At 69.6% G+C, this 21765-nt stretch carries 17 protein-coding genes; 9 read left to right on the top strand and 8 right to left on the bottom strand.

Translation table 11 applies throughout. The features are described 5' to 3' along the window. The first annotated feature begins 30 nt into the window (after positions 1-30). Both ABXJ52_RS25230 and ABXJ52_RS25225 read left to right on the top strand, forming a co-directional pair. Positions 31-309: a hypothetical protein gene (locus ABXJ52_RS25230; protein WP_367044950.1), complete on the top strand. Its 279-nt coding sequence runs from the start codon at positions 31-33 to the stop codon at positions 307-309. Between the two features lie 150 nt (positions 310-459). Continuing rightward, complete coding sequence (locus ABXJ52_RS25225; RefSeq protein ID WP_367044949.1) at positions 460-1620, top strand: NlpC/P60 family protein; 1161 nt, start codon at positions 460-462, stop codon at positions 1618-1620. Between the two features lie 98 nt (positions 1621-1718). Here ABXJ52_RS25225 and ABXJ52_RS25220 read toward each other — a convergent pair whose 3' ends face one another. Genes ABXJ52_RS25220 through ABXJ52_RS25200 form a run of 5 tightly spaced genes read right to left on the bottom strand, consistent with a single transcriptional unit; the run spans position 1719 to position 7327 of the window. Beyond that, on the bottom strand, positions 1719-2954 hold the full coding sequence (locus ABXJ52_RS25220) for a styrene monooxygenase/indole monooxygenase family protein (RefSeq protein ID WP_367044948.1): 1236 nt from the start codon (positions 2952-2954) through the stop codon (positions 1719-1721). Positions 2955-2987: 33 nt separating this feature from the next. Further along, positions 2988-3617, bottom strand: coding sequence for an ATP/GTP-binding protein (locus tag ABXJ52_RS25215; RefSeq protein ID WP_367044947.1), 630 nt, complete (start codon positions 3615-3617; stop codon positions 2988-2990). Continuing rightward, positions 3598-4002 carry a DUF742 domain-containing protein gene (locus ABXJ52_RS25210; protein ID WP_367044946.1) on the bottom strand — a complete coding sequence of 135 codons (405 nt, stop codon included), beginning with the start codon at positions 4000-4002 and terminating at the stop codon, positions 3598-3600. Before ABXJ52_RS25210 ends, ABXJ52_RS25215 begins: the two co-directional genes overlap by 20 nt. Continuing rightward, positions 3999-4532 (bottom strand): roadblock/LC7 domain-containing protein, encoded by a 534-nt coding sequence (locus ABXJ52_RS25205; RefSeq protein ID WP_367044945.1) that lies wholly within the window; start codon positions 4530-4532, stop codon positions 3999-4001. Before ABXJ52_RS25205 ends, ABXJ52_RS25210 begins: the two co-directional genes overlap by 4 nt. 8 nt (positions 4533-4540) lie before the next feature. Further along, the gene (locus tag ABXJ52_RS25200) at positions 4541-7327 is read right to left on the bottom strand and encodes a nitrate- and nitrite sensing domain-containing protein (RefSeq protein WP_367044944.1); all 2787 of its coding nucleotides are present in this window, start codon (positions 7325-7327) and stop codon (positions 4541-4543) included. Positions 7328-7683: 356 nt separating this feature from the next. On the opposite strand from ABXJ52_RS25200, the gene ABXJ52_RS25195 reads away from it, so the two are divergent. Then, positions 7684-8529 (top strand): hypothetical protein, encoded by an 846-nt coding sequence (locus tag ABXJ52_RS25195; protein ID WP_367044943.1) that lies wholly within the window; start codon positions 7684-7686, stop codon positions 8527-8529. Positions 8530-8678: 149 nt separating this feature from the next. On the opposite strand, the gene ABXJ52_RS25190 is transcribed toward ABXJ52_RS25195, so the two are convergent. Continuing rightward, the gene (locus ABXJ52_RS25190; protein WP_367044942.1) at positions 8679-9209 is read right to left on the bottom strand and encodes a MarR family transcriptional regulator; all 531 of its coding nucleotides are present in this window, start codon (positions 9207-9209) and stop codon (positions 8679-8681) included. A gap of 278 nt (positions 9210-9487) precedes the next feature. On the opposite strand from ABXJ52_RS25190, the gene ABXJ52_RS25185 reads away from it, so the two are divergent. The 4 genes from ABXJ52_RS25185 (at position 9488) to ABXJ52_RS25170 (ending at position 17229) form a co-directional block, all read left to right on the top strand. Beyond that, a complete protein-coding gene (locus ABXJ52_RS25185; RefSeq protein ID WP_367044941.1) occupies positions 9488-10330 on the top strand; it encodes a lysozyme in 843 nt (280 codons plus the stop codon). 265 nt (positions 10331-10595) lie between these two features. Then, complete coding sequence (locus ABXJ52_RS25180; RefSeq protein WP_367044940.1) at positions 10596-14225, top strand: DEAD/DEAH box helicase family protein; 3630 nt, start codon at positions 10596-10598, stop codon at positions 14223-14225. After that, complete coding sequence (locus ABXJ52_RS25175; protein ID WP_367044939.1) at positions 14222-15634, top strand: restriction endonuclease subunit S; 1413 nt, start codon at positions 14222-14224, stop codon at positions 15632-15634. The genes ABXJ52_RS25180 and ABXJ52_RS25175 overlap by 4 nt, the downstream gene beginning before the upstream one ends. After that, positions 15631-17229, top strand: coding sequence for a class I SAM-dependent DNA methyltransferase (locus ABXJ52_RS25170; protein WP_367044938.1), 1599 nt, complete (start codon positions 15631-15633; stop codon positions 17227-17229). Before ABXJ52_RS25175 ends, ABXJ52_RS25170 begins: the two co-directional genes overlap by 4 nt. A gap of 56 nt (positions 17230-17285) precedes the next feature. Here the strand turns inward: ABXJ52_RS25170 and ABXJ52_RS25165 are convergent, their stop codons facing one another. Beyond that, positions 17286-17558, bottom strand: coding sequence for a winged helix-turn-helix domain-containing protein (locus tag ABXJ52_RS25165; protein WP_367044937.1), 273 nt, complete (start codon positions 17556-17558; stop codon positions 17286-17288). 505 nt (positions 17559-18063) lie between these two features. Here ABXJ52_RS25165 and ABXJ52_RS25160 point away from each other — a divergent pair. Both ABXJ52_RS25160 and ABXJ52_RS25155 read left to right on the top strand, forming a co-directional pair. Further along, positions 18064-18390: a hypothetical protein gene (locus ABXJ52_RS25160; protein ID WP_367044936.1), complete on the top strand. Its 327-nt coding sequence runs from the start codon at positions 18064-18066 to the stop codon at positions 18388-18390. Between the two features lie 94 nt (positions 18391-18484). After that, the gene (locus ABXJ52_RS25155) at positions 18485-19243 is read left to right on the top strand and encodes a hypothetical protein (protein WP_367044935.1); all 759 of its coding nucleotides are present in this window, start codon (positions 18485-18487) and stop codon (positions 19241-19243) included. A 44-nt stretch (positions 19244-19287) separates the two neighbouring features. On the opposite strand, the gene lon is transcribed toward ABXJ52_RS25155, so the two are convergent. Beyond that, positions 19288-21711: an endopeptidase La gene (lon, locus tag ABXJ52_RS25150; RefSeq protein ID WP_367044934.1), complete on the bottom strand. Its 2424-nt coding sequence runs from the start codon at positions 21709-21711 to the stop codon at positions 19288-19290. Positions 21712-21765 lie beyond the last annotated feature (54 nt).

Here is a 21765-nt window from a genome sequence, read left to right as displayed (position 1 = left end):
GCGGCGGGCGCCTGCTGTGACACTGACCGGGTGAAGAGCGAAGACACCCCCTTCGTGGGTGGCCCCCTGGACGGCCGCGTCCTGCCCATCCTGCTCGGCCCGACCGGCCACCCCCCGAAGGTGTACCGCGTCCCCGTGCCGGACGAGGCGGGCGGCCCGCCGACCGTGCTCGTGTACCGCCGGGTGTCCAGGACCTCGGGCAAGCGGCTCGGCCTGCACCAGGGCTGGACGTACGAGTACGACCCCGAGGGCGACAAGGCCGGGCCCGGCTTGAAGTGGCCCTGGTCGAAGCCGGGCGGGGCGGCCTGAGCGTCGCCTCCGCAAGGGTGCCGCGCCGTGGGCCCCTGGACGAGTGACCGCATTGCGCCAACCCGCGCACCTTCCGGAGGCGGGCCGCCGCGGGGCGCCTGATGCTCGCGGTGCGGGGCGGAACCGCCGCCACGCGCCGGAGGTGATGGCATGTCAGGCAGGTTGCTGCGATGGGTCGGTACGGGCGCCGCGGTCGGGGCGCTGCTCGCCCCCGCCTACCCGGCGTACGCCGTCCCGGGGCCCGACGGCGCCGGAGAGCGCCCGGTGTCCGATCTCCTGACGGACCTTCAGGAGCTGTACCGGAAGGCCGAGGAGTCGACGGAGACGTACAACGCGACCGCGGAGAAACTGAAGGAGCAGCGCGCGGAGGTCAAGCGCCTCAACGGCCATCTGGCCCGCGCCCGGACGTCGGTGCGCGACAGCCGTGGCGCGGCGGGCCGCTTCGCGCGCCAGCAGTACCAGGGCAGAACGAACATCTCCCCCTACGTACGTCTCCTGCTGGCCCGCAACCCGCAGCAGGCCCTCGACCAGGGGCGTGTGATCGGGCGGGCGTCGGCCGAGCGCGCCGCGACCGTGGACCGTCTGGTCGGCGGCGAGAAGAAGGCAGCCGATCTGGCGTCCGAGGCGAAGAAGGCCCTGGAGACCCAACTCGCCCTCGCCGCACGCCAGAAGGAAGCACGCGACACGGTCAAGGGCCAGTTGAAGGAGGTCGAGGAACTGCTGGCCTCGCTGAGCGCGGAACAGCTGGAGGACCTGGCGCGGGCGGAGCAGGAGGGCATGGCCGAGTCCCAGCGAAAGTTCCTGAAGTCGGGCTCCCTGAGCGGATCCCCGGGCTCCGCCGCACCGACCAGGCCACCGTCCCGGCGAGGGGACAAGGCGCTCTCCTACGCCGTGCGGCAGATCGGCAAGCCGTACAAGTGGGGCGCCGAGGGCCCCAGGGCCTTCGACTGCTCGGGTCTTACCTCACAGGCGTGGGCCAAGGCGGGAAAGGAGATCCCCCGCACGTCGCAGGAGCAGTGGGCTCAGCTGCGCCGGGTCTCACTGCGCAAGCTGCGGCCGGGTGACCTGATCGTCTACTTCCCCAAGGCCACGCATGTGGCGCTGTACCTGGGCGACGGCATGGTGATCCAGGCCCCGCGCCCCGGTGCCAAGGTCAAGGTCTCCCCCATCGCCGCGAACCCCGTGCGGGGAGCGGTACGCCCCGACCCCTCGGCGAAGCCCATGAAGGGCTACGAACCACCGAAGCTGCCGCGCGGGGCGCTGAAGGGCGGCGACACGGGGTACGGGGCGGCGGGGGCGCCGCGGGGGTAGAGCCGGGCGCCCGCAGCACGCGCCCCGGGGCACACGCCCCGGAGCGCGCGGCTGACCGCGAGGACTGGGCCCCCGGGAGAGAGCCGGACGAGCCGCCGTCAGGCGCCGGAGAGTGAGCCCAGGTACGCGCCCGTCTTCTCCGGCTCGTAGAAGAAGTTCTCGAAGTCCGACGGGTCGTTGAAGCCGTTCGCGAAGCGGTCCGCGGCCGGCTGGAGCTGGCCCGCTGCGCCGATGAGGTTCAGGACGTGCTCCGGCGGCGGGGACAGCATCGCGTTCGTCCACTTGGTGACGTGCTGAGCCGTCTCCCAGTACCGGTCGAAGGTGGACTGCATCCAGTCGGCGTCGAACGGCTTGTCGCCGTGCGTGATGATCGAGTCGAGGTACGAAGCGGCGCACTTCGACGCCGAGTTGGAGCCCTGGCCCGTGATCGGGTCGTTGGCGACCACCACGTCCGCGACACCCAGGACCAGGCCGCCGCCCGGCAGCCGGCCGATCGGCTTGCGCACCGTCGGCGCGTATCGGCCGCTCAACGTGCCGCCCGCGTCCGTGAGTTCGACCTTCGTCGCCCGCGCGTACTCCCACGGCGTGAACTTCTCCAGGAGTTCGAGGGTCAGCGCGAGGTGATCGGAGGGGTCCTTGACGCCCTGGAAGACGTCCAGCGGGCCGCCCGGCACGCCCTCCCAGAACAGGATGTCCGCGCGCCCGGACGTGGTGAGGGTCGGCATGACGAAGAGTTCGCCCACGCCCGGCACGAGGTTGCACCGCACCGCGTCGAACTCGGGGTGTTCGGGGCGCGGGCCCATGCCGTGGACGTACGCGACGGCGAGGGCACGCTGCGCGGTGTCGTACGGGGAGCGCGAGGCGTCCCGCTCGAACATCGAGACCAGCTCGCCCTTGCCCGCGGAGACGAGCACCAGGTCGTACGTGCGGGAGAAGTAGTCGAGGTCCGAGACCGCCGCGCCGTGGATGACCAGCTGGCCGCCCCGCTGCGCGAACGTCTCCATCCAGCCCGCCATCTTCACGCGCTGGTCGACGGACTGGGCGAAGCCGTCCAGCTTGCCGACCCAGTCGATGACGCGGGAGGAGTCGGGCCCGGCGACCGAGACGCCGACACCCTCGATCCTGGGGGCCTGCGACTCCCAGAAGTTCAGCTGGAGGTCGCGCTCGTGCTGCAGCGCCGTGTGGAACATGCACTGCGTGGACATCACACGGCCGGACCGGACCTCGTCCGCCGTGCGGTTGGACATCAGGGTGACCTCGTACCCCTGCGACTGGAGTCCGAGGGCGATCTGGAGACCGGCCTGACCGGCTCCGACGACGAGTATCTTCCGCATGCGGCAACTTCTCCTACGGGGTCAAAGCAAGAACTATTCGGGGGTTGCTGCGAGGGCGTGGCCCACCAGCGAGAGCAGCGACTCGATCACCGAGATCCGCTGCCTCGCGTCCATGATCAGCACCGGTATGTGCGGCGGGATCGTCAGCGCCTCACGGACGTCCGCGGGCTCGAACTCCTCGGTGCCGTCGAAGTGGTTGACGGCCACGATGTACGGAAGTCCGCAGCTCTCGAAGTAGTCGAGCGCCGGGAAGCAGTCGGGCAGGCGGCGGGTGTCGGCGAGGACCACCGCGCCGATCGCGCCGCGCACCAGGTCGTCCCACATGAACCAGAAGCGCTGCTGCCCCGGCGTACCGAAGAGGTAGAGCACGAGGTCGTCGTCGAGCGTGATCCGGCCGAAGTCCATGGCGACCGTGGTCGTGGTCTTGTCCGGGGTCGACGTGAGGTCGTCCGTGTCCTCGCTCGCCTGCGTCATCAGCGCCTCCGTCTGGAGGGGCGTGATCTCGGAGACCGCGGTGACCAGGGTCGTCTTGCCGACGCCGAAGCCGCCCGCCACCACGATCTTCGTGGCGATCGGGGCGCGGGTGCGGTCCGTCTGCCAGGCCTGGAGGTTCTCGTCCGGGTCGGGGCCCGGGTGCCGGATTTCAGAGACGGCGGAGTCCACTGAGCACCCTTTCGAGCAGTGCGCGGTCCGGCTGTCCCGGGCCGTGGCCCGTTCCGTACACGCGGATCTTTCCCTGGTCTGCGAGGTCGCTGAGCAGTACGCGGACCACGCCGAGCGGCATCTTCAACAGCGCGGCGATCTCCGCGACCGTACGCATACGGCGGCAGATCTCGACGATGGCCCGCATCTCCGGCATCACGCGGGCGATGGCGTTGCCCTGCGGCAGCTCGCGGCGCTCCTCGGGGGCTTCGAGGGCGGCGACGAACGTCTCGACGAGCAGGACGTGGCCGAAGCGGGTGCGGCCGCCGGTGAGGGAGTACGGCCGTACGCGGGCGGGTTTGCGATCGCCGCCGCGCTGCGGCAGTTTCCCGGACTTACTGCTCATCGGACGCTCTCCATCGACTGGCGCAGCTCGCTGCGGAGTTCGGGGGTGAGGACATGCCCGGCGCGGCCGACGAAGAGCGCCATGTGGTACGCGACGACGCTCATGTCGCAGTCCGGGGTGGCGTGCACGCCGAGCAGCGAGCCGTCGCTGATCGACATGACGAAGAGGCTGCCCTCCTCCATCGCGACGACGGTCTGCTTGACCGGTCCCGCGTCCATCAGCTTGGCGGCGCCGATGCAGAGCGAACCGAGGCCGGACACGATGGTGGCGAGGTCCGCGCTGGAACCTCGGGGGCCCGAACTGTTGTCGACCGACTGCTCGTTGTTACGGGCGGGGTCGGAGGAGAGCAGGAGCAGACCGTCGGAGGAGACCACCGCGACCGAGAGCAGACCTGGCACCTCCTCGACGAGGTTCGTCAGCAGCCAGTGCAGGTTGCGGGCTTCGCTGCTCAGTCCGAACCCGGCGGAGGTGCTGCCGGCGGTGGGGCTGCCGGTGGATTTACTGCCGGTGGAAGAACTGGGCGAGCGCATGGGCGCAGTCAACTACTTGCCTCCTCGACTGTGTCCCCCATGTTTTCGGTCTCTTCATTGCGTTCGGTACGTTCGTTACGTTCGGTCAGCTCGGCCTCGACGTCACGGCGGCCACTGATGGCTCCCTGGTGGAATCCCCCGAGCCGCTTGCGCAGCGCTTCGGCGTCGACGGAGCCGCGCGGCTTGGGCACGGTCGTCTCGGGCGCGGTGATCTTGGGCGTGCGCTTGGGGAGGCCCTTGTCGGTGACGCGCTCCCACTTGGGGGCGGGGGCAGGGTCGGGGGCGGCCTCCGGCTCAGGGCCGTCCTGCTGTGCCTCCGCTTCGGGCTCCTCGGGGGCTTCCGGAGGGGTCAGCTCCAGAGTCGTTTCAGGCGAAGCCGCGGGCTCAGATTCAGACTCCGCCTCCCGCACAGCGTGCTCCGCGGCTGCGATCAGCGGGTCCTCGTCGCCCCCCGCGGCAGCGGTCAGCGCCGAGCGGCCCGGCAGCACGTTGGAGTTGGCCTCGGCCTCCGAGCCCGGCAGGTGCAGGGCGGGCGCCGCGCCGGCCACCGGCACACCGACCGGCGGAGCCGGCACCGCGGGCGCCGCGGCGAGGATCGACTTCGGCAGGACGACGACCGCCGCGACACCGCCCTGCTTCTGCTCGCGCAGCCGGACCCGGGCCCCGTGCCGCGCGGCGAGCCGGGCCACGACGTAGAGGCCGAGCCCGAGCCCGTCGCCGCTCTCCTGGTCGTACGCGTCGTCGGGGCGGAAGTCCGCGAGGCGGGAGTTGAGCTCCTCCATGCGGTCCTCGGTTACCCCTATTCCCTCGTCCTGCACGGAGAGCATGACCTCGCCGCTCTCCAGGAGCCATCCGGAGACCTCGACGGAGGCGTCCGGCGGCGAGAACGAGGTCGCGTTCTCCAGGAGTTCGGCGACCAGGTGACTGATGTCGTCCGCGGCGAAGCCCGCGACATGCGCGTGCGGCGGCAGCGTGGCGATGCGCACCCGCTCGTACCGCTCGATCTCGGAGACGGCGGCCCGTACGACGTCGACGAGCGGGACCGGACCGGGGTGCTGGTGGCCGTGCTCGGCGCCGGCGAGGACGAGGAGGTTCTCGCTGTGGCGGCGCATGACCGTGGCGAAGTGGTCGAGCTTGAAGAGCGTGGCGAGGCGGTCGGGGTCCTGCTCGCGGTCCTCGAGGTTCTCGATGACGGCGAGCTGCCGCTCGACCAGGCCGAGGGTGCGCAGGGCCAGATTGACGAACGTGCCGTGGATGGACTGGCGTACGCGCTCCAAGTGGGCCGCCGCCTCGGCCAGTTCCTCGCGCAGCGTCTCGCGCTCGTCGGCCATGGACCGGCGCTGCCCGATGAGGTGCTTGCGGTCCGCTTCGAGCGTGGTGAGGCGCTCGGTGAGGGCGGTCGCGTGCTCGTGCAGCGCGTTGACGGACCGTACGACCTGGGCGAACTCGTCGTCGCGGCCCGTGAAGCGGATCGGCTCCTGGGGCGCGGGCTCGTGGGCGAGGCGGCCCGAGCCGATGCGCAGGACGGCGAGCGGGCGGGTCAGGCTGCGGGCCATCGCCATGGAGACGCCGACCGCGACGAGCAGCGTGACGCCGATGAGCGCGACGCGGATCTCCAGGGCCGTCACGTCGTCGTCGCGCAGCCCGGCGAGGTCCTTGGTGCGCTGCACCGTGAGCGCGGACTCGGCGCCGCGCATCGTCTCGATGCGGGCGGAGAGCGCGGTGTCGAGCTTCTTGCGGTCGTAGCCGAGCTCGGCGGTGGAGAGTGTGGGCTGGTCGGTGAGGCGGGAGAGGTACTTCTCGGCCGTCGTCACCTCGTGGCCCGTGACGGCCGATTCGTACGTGGTGCGGGCGCCGTCCGTGGCCGCGTCCCGGAAGTCGGCGAGGGCCGCCTCCGCGCGGGTGTGGGCCTGCTGGCCCGCGGCGCTGAGGGCGTCGCGTGTCCTGCCCGCGGCGGGGGACTCGTCGACCACCGTGGTGGGAAGGCCGGTGACGGGGTCGACGGCGGTGCTGGTCTCCGTGGAACGCGGGACGGCGAGGGTGGCGAGGAGCAGGCCGCGGGCGCTCGCCGCCTGTTCGACGGCGTGGTCCAGGTCCGCGAGGGCGTAGGCGCCGGAGCCCGCGCGCGGCGGGGTCTTCTCCGCGAGTTCGCGGGTCAGGCCGTGCAGTTCGGTGATGACGTCCGAGTACGCCGTGTGGGCTTGCAGAGCGGTGCTCTTGCCGGTGAGCGCCGCTCTGCGCACGGCGGCGATGTCGGAGAGGTCCTTGCGCAGTCCGGCCGGGGCGTCGGCGGTGCGCAGCTCCTCGATCTGACGGTCCACGCGGGCGCTGCGGCTCTCGGACAGTCCCCGGCCCTGCGGGCGGCCGGCCGCGATGAACGAGGTGACCTCGTCACGCTCGTCGGCCAGCGAGTGGCCGAGGGAGACGGCGTCCTGGGTGCGCTCGGCGAGGGTCACCAGTTGCTGTGCGTCGCTCAGTTGCCCGGACGCGGCGACGACGGCGGGCGCTCCGGCCCCGGCGATCGCGGCGGCCACCACCGCGACGGCGACGATCAGCCGATTGCGTACGCGCGCGGTGGGCTTGGAGTTGACCGACTTCGTGGGCTGCACGGGCTTCGAGCCGTCAGGAGGCGTCACCGCGGGGGTGGTGTGCTCTCCCACCGCGGGCTCGGAGGTCTCTCCCGCTGCGGGCTCGGGCGAACGCTCCGTAGGGGTGGTCGCGCCCGGCGTGGCCTCCTCGGAAGCCGTCTGCTTGCCCTTGCGCCCAGGCCGCATCTTCTGCACCGGTGCTCGCATTCTTGTTTTCCGTCTGCCCATGGGCCCGGGTGACGATCCGTCAACACACGCGCCCCCCGGTACGGCTCCAGACCCTTCCAGTGCCGATGGGTGGCAGTCGTGCATCACATGCCTGGCCACCCGAAGGAGTGAACATCGGCGGGGAGTTGGCGAGCAAGTTCCGCCGGGGGCCGAAAGTACCCGCCTCGGAGCGCCGGTTGGACGTCGACCGCAGGCTTTGGCAGGATGCGCCGCCACACGCCGCTGGAAGCGATCATTCCGACTGAAATCCGGCGTCTGACCTGCTGGTCCGGGCCAACTTCCGGCTCTCCGCGACCTCCCGATGACCTTGTGAAGGCCTCGTGCAGACTGGCCGGATGCATATCGAACTCGCCACCGAGCCCGGAGACCCCGCACGCCCCAACGAGGACTACGCCGCGGTGATTCTTCCCGCGGCCGGACAAGGCGGATCGCTCGTCCTTCTGGACGGGGTGACTCCACCTGTCGGAGACGACGGCTGTCTGCATTCCGTCCCTTGGTTCACGGCGCGACTCGGGGGCGCACTGGGGGAACTGTCCGTTTCACGGCGGGATATGACGCTCTCTGAGATCCTCGCGGCGGCGATCACGCGCACCGCGGAGGCGCATGTGCGGACCTGTGACCTTTCTCACCCGCGTACGCCTCAGGCGACCGTGATTCTGGTGCGTTGGGACGAGGAGCAGGTCGAGTACCTCGTCCTGTCCGACTCGGCGCTCCTGCTGGCGGGCCCGGACGGTCTGGTGACGCCGGTGCTCGACGAGCGCCTCGCGCACCTGCCGCCGACGATCCGCGCGATGCGGGACGCGGTGCGCGCGCTGCCACGGGGCTCCGCCGAGCGCGAGGAGGCCGGCCGCGCGTACGGCGCCGCCGTCGAGGCCCTGCGGAACGCGGAGGACGGCTTCTTCACCGCCGCCGCCGACCCCTCGGCGGCGGAGCGGGCGGTCACCGGAACCCGGCCGCGCGCCGAGGTGTCGGCGGTGGCGGCCCTGACGGACGGGGTCGGGCGCTGGGTCGAGACGTTCCGGCAGGGCGACTGGGCGGAGTGCTTCGCACTGCTACGGAAGGACGGCCCGCAGCGCCTGGTGGACCGGGTGCGGGAACTGGAGCGAGCGGACCCGGAGGGCACGGGATTCCCACGGGGCAAGCGGCATGACGACGCGGCGGTCATCTACGCGGAGCTGTAGCCCCGAAAGGGGCGCGAGGAACGGCGCGAGCAACCACACCCGACCCGCAGATGGCAGAGGACAGACGCCCCCCAAGGGGCGCGGGGAACTGCGCGAGCAACCACAACCCACCCGCAGACAGAATCGCGCCCCCCACAACACCCCGCCCCTCAAGACTCCGGGGACTCGTTCAGCTGCCGCAGCAAGCGGGCAAGCTCCGCCACCTCCGCCCGGTCCCACCCCGCCAGCTTCCGCACGTACCGCTCCCGCCGCCCCGCCCGCACCGTACGGAACCGCGCACCGCCCACCTCCGTGAGGTGCACCAACCACGCCCGCCCGTCAGCGGGATCGGGCTCGCGGGCGACCAGCCCCAGCTCCTCCAGCGCACGCAGCTGGCGGCTCATCGTCGCCTTGCCGACGCCGATGTACGCGGCGAGATCCGTGGCCCGCTGCGGGCCCGAGTCGTCGAGGCAGACCAGGAGTCCGTACGCGGCGGGCTCCAGGTCGGGGTGGACCTGGCGCGCCATCTCCCCGGACGAGGCACGTGCCCGGCGCAGCAGCAGCGTCAACTCGCGCTCCAGGGAGAGGAACTCACGGTCGACACCCCGGTTCACTTCGAGGCCCCTGTTCACGTCGACACCCCCGCTCACGTCGACTCCCCCGTCGTTCTCGCCCTCGTGCACTTCAGCTCCAGCACCCATGGCACGCTTTCTTTCCGGATCATGAAAACTTTCCGCCCCGCACGGCGGCAGACGTCCGCGTCGGTCCATCGCCGCAGCTCGCCCAGTATTTCGCAACGCCTCGGCGGGGCACGCCGAGGACACCGCCGCTGGAGTAGACCAACGGCAGAGACCGAACCCTCTTCCCAGCCTCGGGTCTACCTGCGTAGCGTCGTAGATGACATGTTCACACCACAACATGTCGACAGGTCCCCCCACGAGCTCCATCGAGCTCACCCGAGGCCTACGGAGGCACGTACATGCCCGTGCACAGACCCGGAACGCCCCGCCGCTCCCGCTGGTCAGCGGCCGCAGTCCTGCTCTCAGTCCTCTCCGCCCTCTCCCTCCTCCTCACGCTGCCGGGCGCCGCACAGGCCGCCGGCGGCGACGACACCCCCGCCCGCGGCTCCGCCCGCATGGGCCAGGGCGTCGTCGAGCACGACGGGCAGGGCAGTCTGCCGCCCAGCGGCGACGCCGTACAGACCGAAGGCGTCGACGTCAGCAGCCACCAGGGCAACGTCGCCTGGGCGACGCTCTGGAACAGCGGCGTGAAGTGGTCCTACGTGAAGGCCACCGAGGGCACGTACTACAAGAACCCGTACTTCACCCAGCAGTACAACGGTTCGTACAACGTGGGCATGATCCGCGGCGCCTATCACTTCGCCACGCCCGACACCACGAGCGGCGCCACCCAGGCCAACTACTTCGTGGACAACGGCGGTGGCTGGTCCCGCGACGGCAAGACGCTGCCGGGCGCGCTGGACATCGAGTGGAATCCGTACGGGGCGGCCTGCTTCGGCAAGTCACAGTCCGCGATGGTGACCTGGATCCGGGACTTCCTGAATCAGTACAAGGCGCGCACCGGGCGGCACGCGGTGATCTACACGGCCACCAGCTGGTGGAAGCAGTGCACCGGCAACTACGGCGGCTTCGCGGCCAACAACCCGCTGTGGATCGCGCGGTACAACACCTCGCCGGGTGAACTGCCCGCGGGCTGGGGCGTCCAGACGATGTGGCAGTACACGTCGACCGGCCCGACGGTCGGGGACCACAACAAGTTCAACGGCGCGCTCGACCGCGTCCAGGCCCTGGCCAACGGCTGACGCCCACCCACACCAGAACAGCCGGGCCCCAGGTGGGCCCGGCTGTTCGCGCCTTTCAGGAGGCTTTCAGAAGGCCTGGAGACAGACCCGGACTTGGCCGCCCTTTCCTGCGTCCCAAGTTTTCCGGCCTCTCTCCGTTCGTCTCCCTTGCCGGCACACCGTTGGCCAAAGATCACCGCTTTCATACGCGTGACTTCTGTGCCCGCCGTACTCTGACGTCTCTGCACAGCAGGGGACCACAGAGACAGGGCGGGGGCAGCGAGACGTGGGACAGCGGCGCGCGGAGGATCATGGACGCCACCAGAGGACGGCAAGTCTGCCGGAACCGCTGCGGCGGTCCGCGAAGAAGTCGCCGAACTTCGGGCGGCTTTACCGCCTTCAACCCCTCCTCGCCATCTACGGGTCCGAAGCCGAGCAGACGGTTTTTACCAACCCCAACGCGTCGTACGTCAGCGCCGGCCAGTTCGGCGAGGTCCTGGCGGCCGAGCTCGTCCAGCGGCTCGGTGTCCGCGTGGACGGAGACCGCCAGGTGGACCGGCTGACGGCTCTGGACCGGGCGAAGGCGCTGCCCGGCCAGACGCGGGCCGCGTTCGACGCACTGCGTCGCGGCCGCAACGACGCCGCGCACAACCACCTCTTCGATACGACGAAGGCGCTCGAAGCGGTCCAGCTCAGCTTCCAGCTCGGTGACTTCTTCTACCGCGCCATCGAGGGCGTACGGGAAGTCGCCGCCTTCGTCCCGCCCACCCTGCCGGAGCTGCGGAACACCGCCGAACACGCCGAGTTGGAGGAGGCGCTCGCCTCCCACCGGGCGACGCTGGTGGCGTCCCGGACCCGGCTCAGCGAGGTCAGCAGCAAGCTGGAGGCGGAGCGCCAGGCGCGGGCCGACGCCGAACATCTGATCGCCGCAGCCCAGGAGGCCCGCGAAGAGGCCGCCGAGCAGGCGGCGCGCTACCGGGCCGAGATCGACGAGCTCCGGGCCGAGCAGAAGCGCCGCTACGAACGGGAGCGCCGCGCCCCGCGCCGGGTCGATCGCGCCGCCCGCGACGCCATTTTGGAGCGCGCCCAGAGCCCGGCCCCGCTCAACGAGGTCCAGGCCCGGGTCCGTATCGACGACCTCCTCGCCCAGGCCGGCTGGATCGTCCAGGACCGTGACGACCTCAACCCGCTCGCGGGCCCGGGTGTTGCCGTCCGAGAGTTCCCGCTGGCCACAGGCCGTGCCGACTACGTTCTGTACGTCGACGGGAAGATCATCGGTGTCATCGAGGCCAAGCGGGAGGGAACCCCGCTGGCGGGCGCCCTCGCGCAGCACGAGCGGTACGCGCGAGGGGTGCTCAAGGAGCACTCAATGGCCGTGTGGAGCGAGGACGAGTCCTTCGCCTTCCGCTACGCGACCACGGGCACCGAGACGTACTTTCTCAACCGCCTCGACCCGCATGCACGTTCCCGCGAGGTGTTCGCCTTTCACCGCCCGGAGACCTTCCGGTTCTGGATGCGGCGCGCGGAGGAGAACCCGGAAGCGCCCACTTACCGCGCCGCGCTGCGCAGTCGGGTCCCGCACCTGGAGCCGTACGGACTGCGGGTCGCGCAGATCGAGGCGATCACGGGTCTGGAGGAGTCGCTGTCCGAGGACCACCCCCGGGCGCTGATCCAGATGGCGACCGGCGCGGGCAAGACCTTCGCCGCCGTCACCCAGGCGTACCGCCTGCTGAAGCACGCAGAGGCACGCCGCATCCTCTTCCTCGTCGACCGCAACAACCTGGGCCGCCAGGCCAGGGCCGAGTTCGACACGTACGTCACGCCGGACGAGAACCGGAAGTTCACCGACCTCTACAACGTCGACATGCTGGGCAGCACCGGCATCCAGGACACGTCGTCCGTGGTCGTCTCGACGATCCAGCGCATGTACTCGCTGCTCAAGGGCGAGCCGCTGGACGACTCGCCGTCGGCGGCCGACGCGGCGGACGACCCGACGGTGTCGCACGAGGACAGTTACGTGACGGACCGGCCGGTCAGCGTCGAGTACAACCCGGACGTCCCCATCGAGTCCTTCGACCTGATCGTCGTCGACGAATGCCACCGCTCGATCTACGGCCTGTGGCGCGGCGTCCTGGAGTACTTCGACGCGCACGTCGTCGGCCTCACCGCCACCCCGACCCCGCAGACCAGAGGCTTCTTCAACGGCAGAACGGTCTCGGAGTACACCTACGAGCAGGCGGTGGCCGACGGCGTCAACGTCGACTTCGACGTCGTCCGCATCGTCACGGATCTGCGCGCAGCGGGCGGCGCGAGGATCGAGAAGGGCACGACGGTCAAGATCCTTGACCGGGCGACCCGGGAGAAGCGCCTGGAGGAGCTGGAGGACGACTTCGTCTACACGACGGCGAAGCTCGGCCGCACGGTCATCGCCCCGGACGAGATCCGCGCGGTCCTGGGGGTCTACAAGAACAACTGGCAGCGCTGGTTCCCCGACCGGGCCGAACTGCCGAAGACGCTGATCTTCGCGGCGGGAGACGACCACGCGGACGAGGTGATCAAGCAGGTCAAGGAGGTGTTCGGCCGGGGCGACGAGTTCGCGAAGAAGATCACCTACCGCTCGCGCGCCAGCGGCGAGAACCCGGAGTCCTTGATCAACGACCTCCGCAACTCGCCCCGGCTGCGTGTGGCCGTGACCGTCGACATGATCGCGACGGGCACGGACGTCCGCCCCCTGGAAGCGGTGATCTTCCTGCGCGCGGTGAAGAGCCCGACCCTGTTCGAGCAGATGAAGGGGCGCGGCGCCCGAACGGTCGACGCCGACGAGCTCAAGGCGGTAACGCCCGAGGCGGCCGACGATCTGTCGAAGGACCGGTTCGTGATCGTCGACGCGGTCGGCGTGACGGACTCCCCGCTGGTCGACGCCCGGCCGCTGATCGCGCCGGGAGCGGGCGGCCCGTCCCTGAAGAAGCTGCTGGAGAGGGCGGGCAGCCGCAGCCTGACCGCCGACGACGCCCAGACCCTGGCGCGGCGCCTCGCGCGCGTGGACCGGCAGCTCTCGGCGGACGAGAAGCGGCTGATCGAGACGGAGGCGGGCGGCATCACCCTGGCCGGCATCGCCCGAAAGATCACGGATGCCTCGGACGTCGACACGCAGGACCGCGCCGTACGGGAGGGCGGGGCGGATGCTGCCCGCGCTCTGATCCACCGCGCGATCGAACCGCTGACCGTCAACCCGGAGCTCCGCCGGACCATCCTCCGGATTCGCCACCAGCAGGACCTCACGTACGACGAGACGACCGAGGTCAAGGTCATGGGCCTCGACGAGACGAGCGCGGCGGAGCGGGCCGAGCGGACGATAGCGCAGTGGCGGGACCTGCTCTCCGAGGAACAGGAACGCATGCGGACGTCCGGTGAGGACGCCATCCTCCAGGTCATCCTGGGCAGCGGCGCCAAGCATCGCCCGGAAGCGGCCCGCGCGTATTTGAAGGAACTCGCCACGAAACTCCGGGCGGGTAACCGGGCTTGGACGACCGGCGTCATCTGGGACCAGTACGAGGAACTCGGCAAGGCCGCAGGCTCCCCCGGCAGGTCGGCGGGCCTCGGCGACCTCATGAACCTCATCCGCTTCGAACTCGGCGTCGACGACGAACTCCGCCCGTACCGTACGGTGGTCGAGGAGCGCTTCGAGGGCTGGGTGCAACGCCAGCGACAGGCGGGCGCGGAATTCACGGACACACAGCTCTGGTATCTGGAACGCATCATGGACGTCATCGCGGTGGGTGTCGGCATCGAGCGCGACGACTTCGACGCGGCGCCGTTCTCCGAGCGCGGGAGTGGACGCGGTTTCGTCGCGGCGTTCGGAGACCCTGGACGGGCATTGCAGTTGCTGGACGACCTGAATAGAGAAGTGGCTTGAGCGAGGGTTTTGCAGAATTGCCATCAGGCTGGGTTCGAGCCCCCCTGGGGGACCTCACCGATACCGCACTCGGCAAGATGCTGGACAAGAAGAAGAACGTCGACTCCTCGACTCGCCCATATCTACGAAACGTCAACGTGCAGTGGGGTCAGATCGACTCCAGCGACGTCCTTGAAATGGCCATCCCAGCCGGTGAGGTTGAGCGATTCACCGTACGCAAAGGCGACCTGCTGGTGTGCGAGGGAGGCGAGATCGGCCGTTGCGCCATCTGGAAGCTGGACAAGGAAATCGCGTACCAGAAGGCGCTGCACAGGATTCGCTCTTCATCTGCCCTAAGCGTGCTATACCTGCGCTACTACCTGGAGTACGCAGCGTCGACTGGAATCCTGGCGAAGCTGGCGACAGGAAGCACAATCAAGCACCTGCCTCAGCAGAGGCTGCGCGAGGTACCGGTGTCCTTGCCTCCACTCCCGGAGCAGCACCGTATCGTCGAGGCCCTCGAAGAACAGCTTTCGCGACTGGACGCGGCTCGCGCATCTCTGCACCTCGCCGAGCTTCGAGCGTCCAAGTTCCGGCAAGCAGTGATTGATGCCGACCTTAACGAGGGTGAGAGTACCCCGGCCGTAAGGCTCAGGGACGTACTGCGGGAGCCCCTAAGGAACGGGCACTCCGCGAAAGCGTCTACAGATCACACCGGCATCCGAACGTTGAGCCTGACCGCAGTGACCAGCGCGGAATTTATCGATGCTCACACCAAGATGACCGTTGCCGATCCTGCACGGGTTCGAGGGTTGTGGCTCGAATCCGGTGATCTCCTCGTCCAGCGCTCGAATACACCCGACCTGGTAGGCACGGCCGCCCTGTATCGAGGGGAATCTGATTGGGCAATCTACCCAGATCTCCTCATCAGAGCGCGCCTCTCGGAATCTGCGATTCCAGAATACGTTTTGCTCCACTTGCAGAGCCGGAGAGGCAGAGCCTACTTCAAGGGGAGAGCCAAGGGGCTCGCCGGTTCAATGCCCAAGATCGACCAGGCGGCCATCGAGTCATTTACGTTCCCACTGCCCGACGTTGATTCGCAAGAAGTAATCGTTAAGCGTGCCGAACAGGAGCAAGAGCGCATCGCGGCACTCAGCGGTGAGATCTTCCGCGCTCAGAAGCGCGCAGCCGCGCTTCGCAACGCCCTCCTCCGCAAAGCCTTCAATGGCACCCTCGTCCCCCAGGATCCCGCTGACGAGCCAGCCTCCGTCGCCCTGGAGCGAATCGCCGCCGAGCGAACAGCAGCCGTAGCCGCCGCCAGGAAGCCCCGGCAACTCCGTAAGCGCGCAACCACCCGCAAGACCACGGCCCACGCGCCCGAACCCACGGCCGCCCCCGCCACCTCCACCCAGCCGGAGCTCTTCCAGTGACCGAGACCACGCCCGACGCCGCCAAGCCGGCAAAGGCCGCCGCGCAGACCAACCACCTCGTCGCGAAGCTCTGGAACTACTGCAACGTCCTCCGCGACAACGGCATGTCCACCATCGAGTACGTGGAGCAGCTCTCCTACCTGCTCTTCCTCAAGATGGTCGACGAGCTCCAGAACGATCCCTGGAACCCACGGGACTTCAGCAACATCGTCCCCGCCGAGTACAACTGGGCCTCCCTCGCCCGCAAGCGCGGTCCGGACCTCGAAGCCCACTACTCCGCCACGCTCAAGGCTCTCGGCACCCACCCCAACACCACCATCGGCACCATCTTCGACGGCGCCCAGAACCGCATCACCAAGCCCGCCCTCCTCGAAAAGCTCGTCGTCGAGCTGATCGGCAAGGAGGACTGGACCGTCACGGGCACAGACCTCAAGGGCGACGCCTACGAGGGGCTCCTCAACAAGGGCGCCTCCGACACCAAGACCGGCGCAGGCCAGTACTTCACGCCCCGCGCCCTCATCGACGCCATGGTCGACGTCACCCGGCCCGGCCCGGACGACACCATCACGGACCCCGCCTGCGGTACCGGCGGCTTCCTCATCGCCGCCTACGCGTACATCAACAAGCACCACATCAGCACGATGCCGCTCGACGAGCGCAAAGCGTTCGACACCGGCGACAAGATCTGGGGCAACGAGCTGGTCCCCGGCACCGCCCGCCTCGCCGCCATGAACATGCTGCTGCACGGCATCGGCAAGAGCGACGGCCCCAGCCTCATCACAGTGAAGGACGCGCTCGCGGAGAAGCCGTCTGGGCGTCACGCCTCCCTCGTGCTCGCGAACCCGCCCTTCGGCCGCAAGTCGGCGATCACCGTCATCGGCCAGGACGGCGACGCCGAGAAGGAAGACACCCAGTACGACCGCGACGACTTCACCGCGACCACCACCAACAAGCAGCTCAACTTCCTTCAGCACATCATGTCGCTGACCGCCATCGGCGGCCGTGCCGCCGTCGTCCTCCCCGACAACGTCCTCTTCGAGGGCGGCGCCGGCGAAAAGGTCCGCCGCAAGCTGCTCACCGAGTTCGACCTGCACACCGTCCTGCGCCTGCCCACCGGCATCTTCTACGCGGGCGGCGTCAAGGCAAACGTCCTCTTCTTCGACAGGAAGTCCCCTCGAGCGGACGGCAAGCCGCACACGACCGACACGTGGTTCTACGACTTCCGCACCGGCCAGCACTTCACCCTGAAGCAGCGCCCCCTCACCCGCGCCCACCTGGACGACTTCGTCGCCGCGTACAAGCCGGGCGAGCCGATTGCCGACCGCGTCGAGCAGAAGACCGAAGACGCCGACGGCAACGCCGAGTTCGGGCCCTGGCGGAAGTTCTCGTACGAGGAACTGACCGCCCGCGACAAGGTCAACCTCGATGTCACCTGGCTCAAGGACCCGGCCCTGGAGGACGCGGACTCGGACCTGCCGCCCGAGGTGATCGCAGAGGAGATCGTCCGCGACCTGCAGTCCGCGCTCAACGAGTTCGCCGCGATCGCCAAGGCGCTGGGCGGCGAGGTGGAGGTACCGGACGAGGACGAGATCTGATCGTCCTGCACCGGACACAACACAGCGGGTCGCACCCAACTCGGGCCGTGCCTCCGCTACTTGCTTTCCGAGCCCTTCGGCATGGCGATGACGAACGTCCCCTTCGCCGGAACGGTCTCGACGATGCCCTGTTCGCGCAGGTGGCGGATGGCCCGGCGAAGTGTGTTGATACCCACCTCGTAGCGGTGGGCCAACTCCGGCTCCGGGTCGAGTCGGTCCTCGATTGCCAGAGCCCCGGAGCGGATCTGCTCGCAGATGTGCTCCGCGATCTGCGCGTACACGTAGACCCGCGACCTGGGGTTCGGCATCCACTCGTCGGTCTCACTCATAGGCAAACGATAAGTGCGCAGGATCAATCCTGCTACGACAGAACCAGTCAGTACTGGTCAATGAAGGTCCGGACGCGTCCGGGCGCTTATGTCCGAGTCATACTGAGCGTACTGTCCATGGCGCACAGGACCCCCGCGACCGCGCGAACGGCCCGGGGGCATGGCCAACCTGAAAGCATCGAAAGCAGGTCGACATGGCCCACGTTATCGCTCTGCTCCTCCTACCAATGTTGCGGTTCCTCCTCCCGCCAACCGGCTATCATCGAGGCCGACTTGAGCTCGGCCCTCTCCCCCAACCCGTACAGCCCTCCCATCCGCGCAGCGAAGCCGAGGGCCTCTGGGGCCCTCCCCTCCCCGGCGAGTCCACCCCACTCGTCCGCCCCTACCTCCTCTCCCCCGAGGAGCGCCGCGCGCAGAGGGCCCGCCGCAGGGCCCTATGGCTCGCCGCCTACGGCGTCGACCTCGGGCCGCGCACGATCCACGGCGTACGCGTGGGAGGCGGGGCATGAAAAACCCCCGCATCGCACCCGGCGCCGAACCGCAGCGCCTCCCCTGGACCGCCCCCGACGGCAAGACGTGTTACGTCGTCCCGGAGGTGCCCGGCGTGCCCGCAGGCGGGCCGGCGGGGCGGCAGGCCGCCGCGATCGCCGACATCCAGCTGACGATGGCCGAACAACTCGTCGGGCACGCCCTCGTCATGCTCGCGGACAAGGCGTGCGACCGGGCGGAGCTGCGCTACCTCGGCCGGTGTCTCACCGAGTGCCTGACCGACGTCGTGCGCCTGGCCCGCGCGGGAGTTCCGGAGGTCAGGGGCCGAAATCCGGCCAATTAACCGCGAGTATCCGTCGCGGGGATTGACCGGCCTCCGTGCGGCGCAGGGACGATCGTGGACCATCCACCCTCCCAGCGCCGCACAGAGGTACCGCATGACTACGCCCGCCCCGCAGTTCCCCCAGGCCGTTCAGACTCCGCAGTTCGAGTCTTTCCGGACCAACCTCACGTACGCACGCCGCATGGTGGAGGCGGGGAAAGTCCTGGAGGCGCTGAGCCCGCGCGGCGTCGACACCGACGACTTCTACCGGGCCGCCTGGGTCCAGGCCATCGGCGCGCTCGAACACTGGGTGCAGGAGGAGACGTTGCGCCAGGTCGCCGAGGAGGCGGTCAAGGCCAGCCCGGACATGCCCAAGCGGCTCCGTGAGTACCCGCTGCCACTGCACCGCATGGAGGCCGTGCAGCGCGGCGAGGTGCGGCTCGCCGAGGTCGTGGTGGAGCGGGTCCGTGAGGACGTGGCGTATCGGGCACTGCAGAACCCTGACGCCATCGCCAAGATGATGGCTCTGGCCACGGACGCCAAGGTATGGCGCGATGCGGCGAAGTGGGTCAACCGGCGATTCCGCCACCGCACTTCGTTCGACGAGAAGGGCCTGCGCGGCAAGTACGTCACACTGCTGCGCCGCCGCAACCAGATCGCCCACGAGGCCGACCTGCTGGACGGTGACCACACGCAGCGTCGCCCCATCACCGCGGCGGAAGTCACCGACACCCTCGACTGGATCGAGCACATCACCTTGGCCCTGGCGTGCGCCCTGCACGGCGAACCGAGCAACTCCGCCGTTTCTTCCGGGATTCCCGCTCAGGCAGCTCCGGCACCCGTGATGCAGCCCCCGCCCTCCGGGAACACCTGAGGGCGGAGCAGCACACGCCGCTCCGCCCTCACGCCCCGAGGGGGTCAAGCCGCGGCCGGAACCCTCACCTCGGCCTCCGTCAGGGCCAGTTCAAGGACCTGACGGACGTCCGTCACCGGGTGCACGTCCAGCTTCTGCAGGATCTCGGCCGGGACGTCGTCCAAGTCGGCCTCGTTCCGCTTCGGGATGATCACCGTGGTGATCCCGGCACGGTGCGCGGCGAGCAGCTTCTGCTTGACGCCGCCGATCGGCAGGACGCGCCCGGTCAGCGACACCTCACCGGTCATGGCCACATCCGTACGGACGAGTCGGCCGCTGAGCAGCGACGCGAGGGCGGTCGTCAGGGTGACACCCGCACTCGGTCCGTCCTTGGGGACGGCGCCCGCCGGGAAGTGGACGTGCACGCCGCGCTCCTTGAGGTCGCCGACGGGCAGCTCCAGTTCCGCGCCGTGCGAGCGCAGGAAGCTCAGCGCGATCTGCGCCGACTCCTTCATGACGTCGCCGAGCTGGCCGGTGAGCGTGAGCCCGGAGGCTCCCGTCTCCGGGTCGGCGAGCGACGCCTCGACGAAAAGGACGTCGCCGCCCGCGCCGGTGACCGCGAGCCCGGTCGCCACACCCGGCACCGCCGTGCGCCGCTCGGCCGGGTCCTGCGCGGACTCGGGCACGTGGTGCGGGCGCCCGATGAGACCGCGCAGATCGTCGTCGCCGACGGTGAACGGCAGCTCCCGCTCGCCCAGTTCGTGCTGCGCGGCGACCTTGCGGAGCAGCCGCGCCACGGACCGCTCCAGGTTCCGTACGCCCGCTTCCCGGGTGTACTCCCCCGCGAGCTTGCGCAGCGCGCTCTCGTCCAGGGTCACCTCGTCCGTCTCCAGACCGGCCCGCTCCAGCTGGCGCGGGAGCAGGTGGTCGCGGGCGATGACGACCTTCTCGTCCTCGGTGTACCCGTCGAGCCTGACCAGCTCCATGCGGTCGAGCAGCGCCTCGGGGATGGATTCGAGGACGTTCGCCGTCGCCAGGAACACCACGTCGCTCAGGTCGAGCTCGACCTCCAGGTAGTGGTCGCGAAAGGTGTGGTTCTGCGCCGGGTCGAGGACTTCGAGGAGGGCGGCCGCCGGGTCGCCCCGGAAGTCGGAGCCCACCTTGTCGATCTCGTCGAGGAGCACGACCGGGTTCATGGACCCGGCCTCCTTGATGGCCCGCACGATGCGTCCGGGCAGCGCCCCGACGTACGTACGCCGGTGGCCGCGGATCTCCGCCTCGTCGCGTACGCCGCCGAGCGCGACCCGCACGAACTTGCGGCCCATGGCGTGCGCGACGGACTCGCCGAGGCTGGTCTTTCCGACGCCGGGAGGCCCGACCAGGGCGAGCACGGCACCACCCCGACGGCCGCCGACGACCCCGAGGCCGCGGTCCGCGCGGCGCTTGCGCACCGCGAGGTACTCGGTGATGCGCTCCTTCACGTCCTGGAGACCCGCGTGCTCGGCGTCCAGGATCTCCTGGGCGCCCTTGATGTCGTACTCGTCCTCGGTGCGTTCGTTCCAGGGCAGTTCGAGGACGGTGTCGAGCCAGGTCCTGATCCAGGAGCCCTCGGGCGACTGGTCGCTGGACCGCTCCAGCTTGTCGACCTCCTTGAGGGCGGCCTCCCGTACGTGTCCGGGGAGGTCGGCGGCCTCGACGCGGGTGCGGTAGTCGTCGGACTCCTCCCCGTCCTGCTCGCCGTTGATCTCGCGCAGCTCCTTGCGCACGGCGTCGAGCTGGCGGCGCAGCAGGAACTCGCGCTGCTGCTTGTCGACGCCTTCCTGGACGTCCTTGGCGATGGACTCGGCGACGTCCTGCTCGGCGAGGTGCTCGCGCAGCTGCTCGGTGGCGAGCTTGAGGCGGGCGACCGGGTCGCCGGTCTCCAAGAGCTCGATCTTCTGGTCGGTGGAGAGGAAGGGCGAGTATCCGGAGTTGTCGGCGAGCGCCGAGACGTCGTCGATCTGCGTCACGCGGTCCACGACCTGCCAGGCGCCACGCTTCTTGAGCCAGCTGGTGGCGAGCGCCTTGTACTCCTTGACCAGCTCGGCAACCGCTCCCGGCAGAGGATCGGGCACGGTCTCGTCGACCTTGACGCCCTCCACCCAGAGCGCGGCGCCGGGCCCGGTCGTGCCGGCGCCGATCCGCACCCGGCCACGGCCCCGGATCAGGGCGCCGGGGTCACCGTCGGAGAGGCGGCCGACCTGCTCGACGGTGCCGAGGACGCCGGTCGCGGCGTACGTCCCGTCGATCCGCGGAACAAGAAGGACCTGCGGCTTGCTGCTCCCATCGGAACGGGCAGCAGCCTGGGCCGCCTCGACCGCGGCGCGCACCTCGGTGTCGGACAGGTCGAACGGAACCACCATGCCGGGCAGGACAACCTCGTCGTCGAGCGGCAGCACGGGCAGTGTCAACGGTGTGGACGGCTTCGACTCGGCGGACTCAGTAGTCATGATCTCCCCTTCGGCATTCAAGTTGAGCTATGTGGACTCAATGCTCCTGAGTCC

Source organism: Streptomyces sp. Je 1-332 (assembly GCF_040730185.1).
In the GTDB taxonomy this organism is placed as follows: domain Bacteria; phylum Actinomycetota; class Actinomycetes; order Streptomycetales; family Streptomycetaceae; genus Streptomyces.
This window is presented reverse-complemented; position numbering and strand designations above follow the sequence as displayed.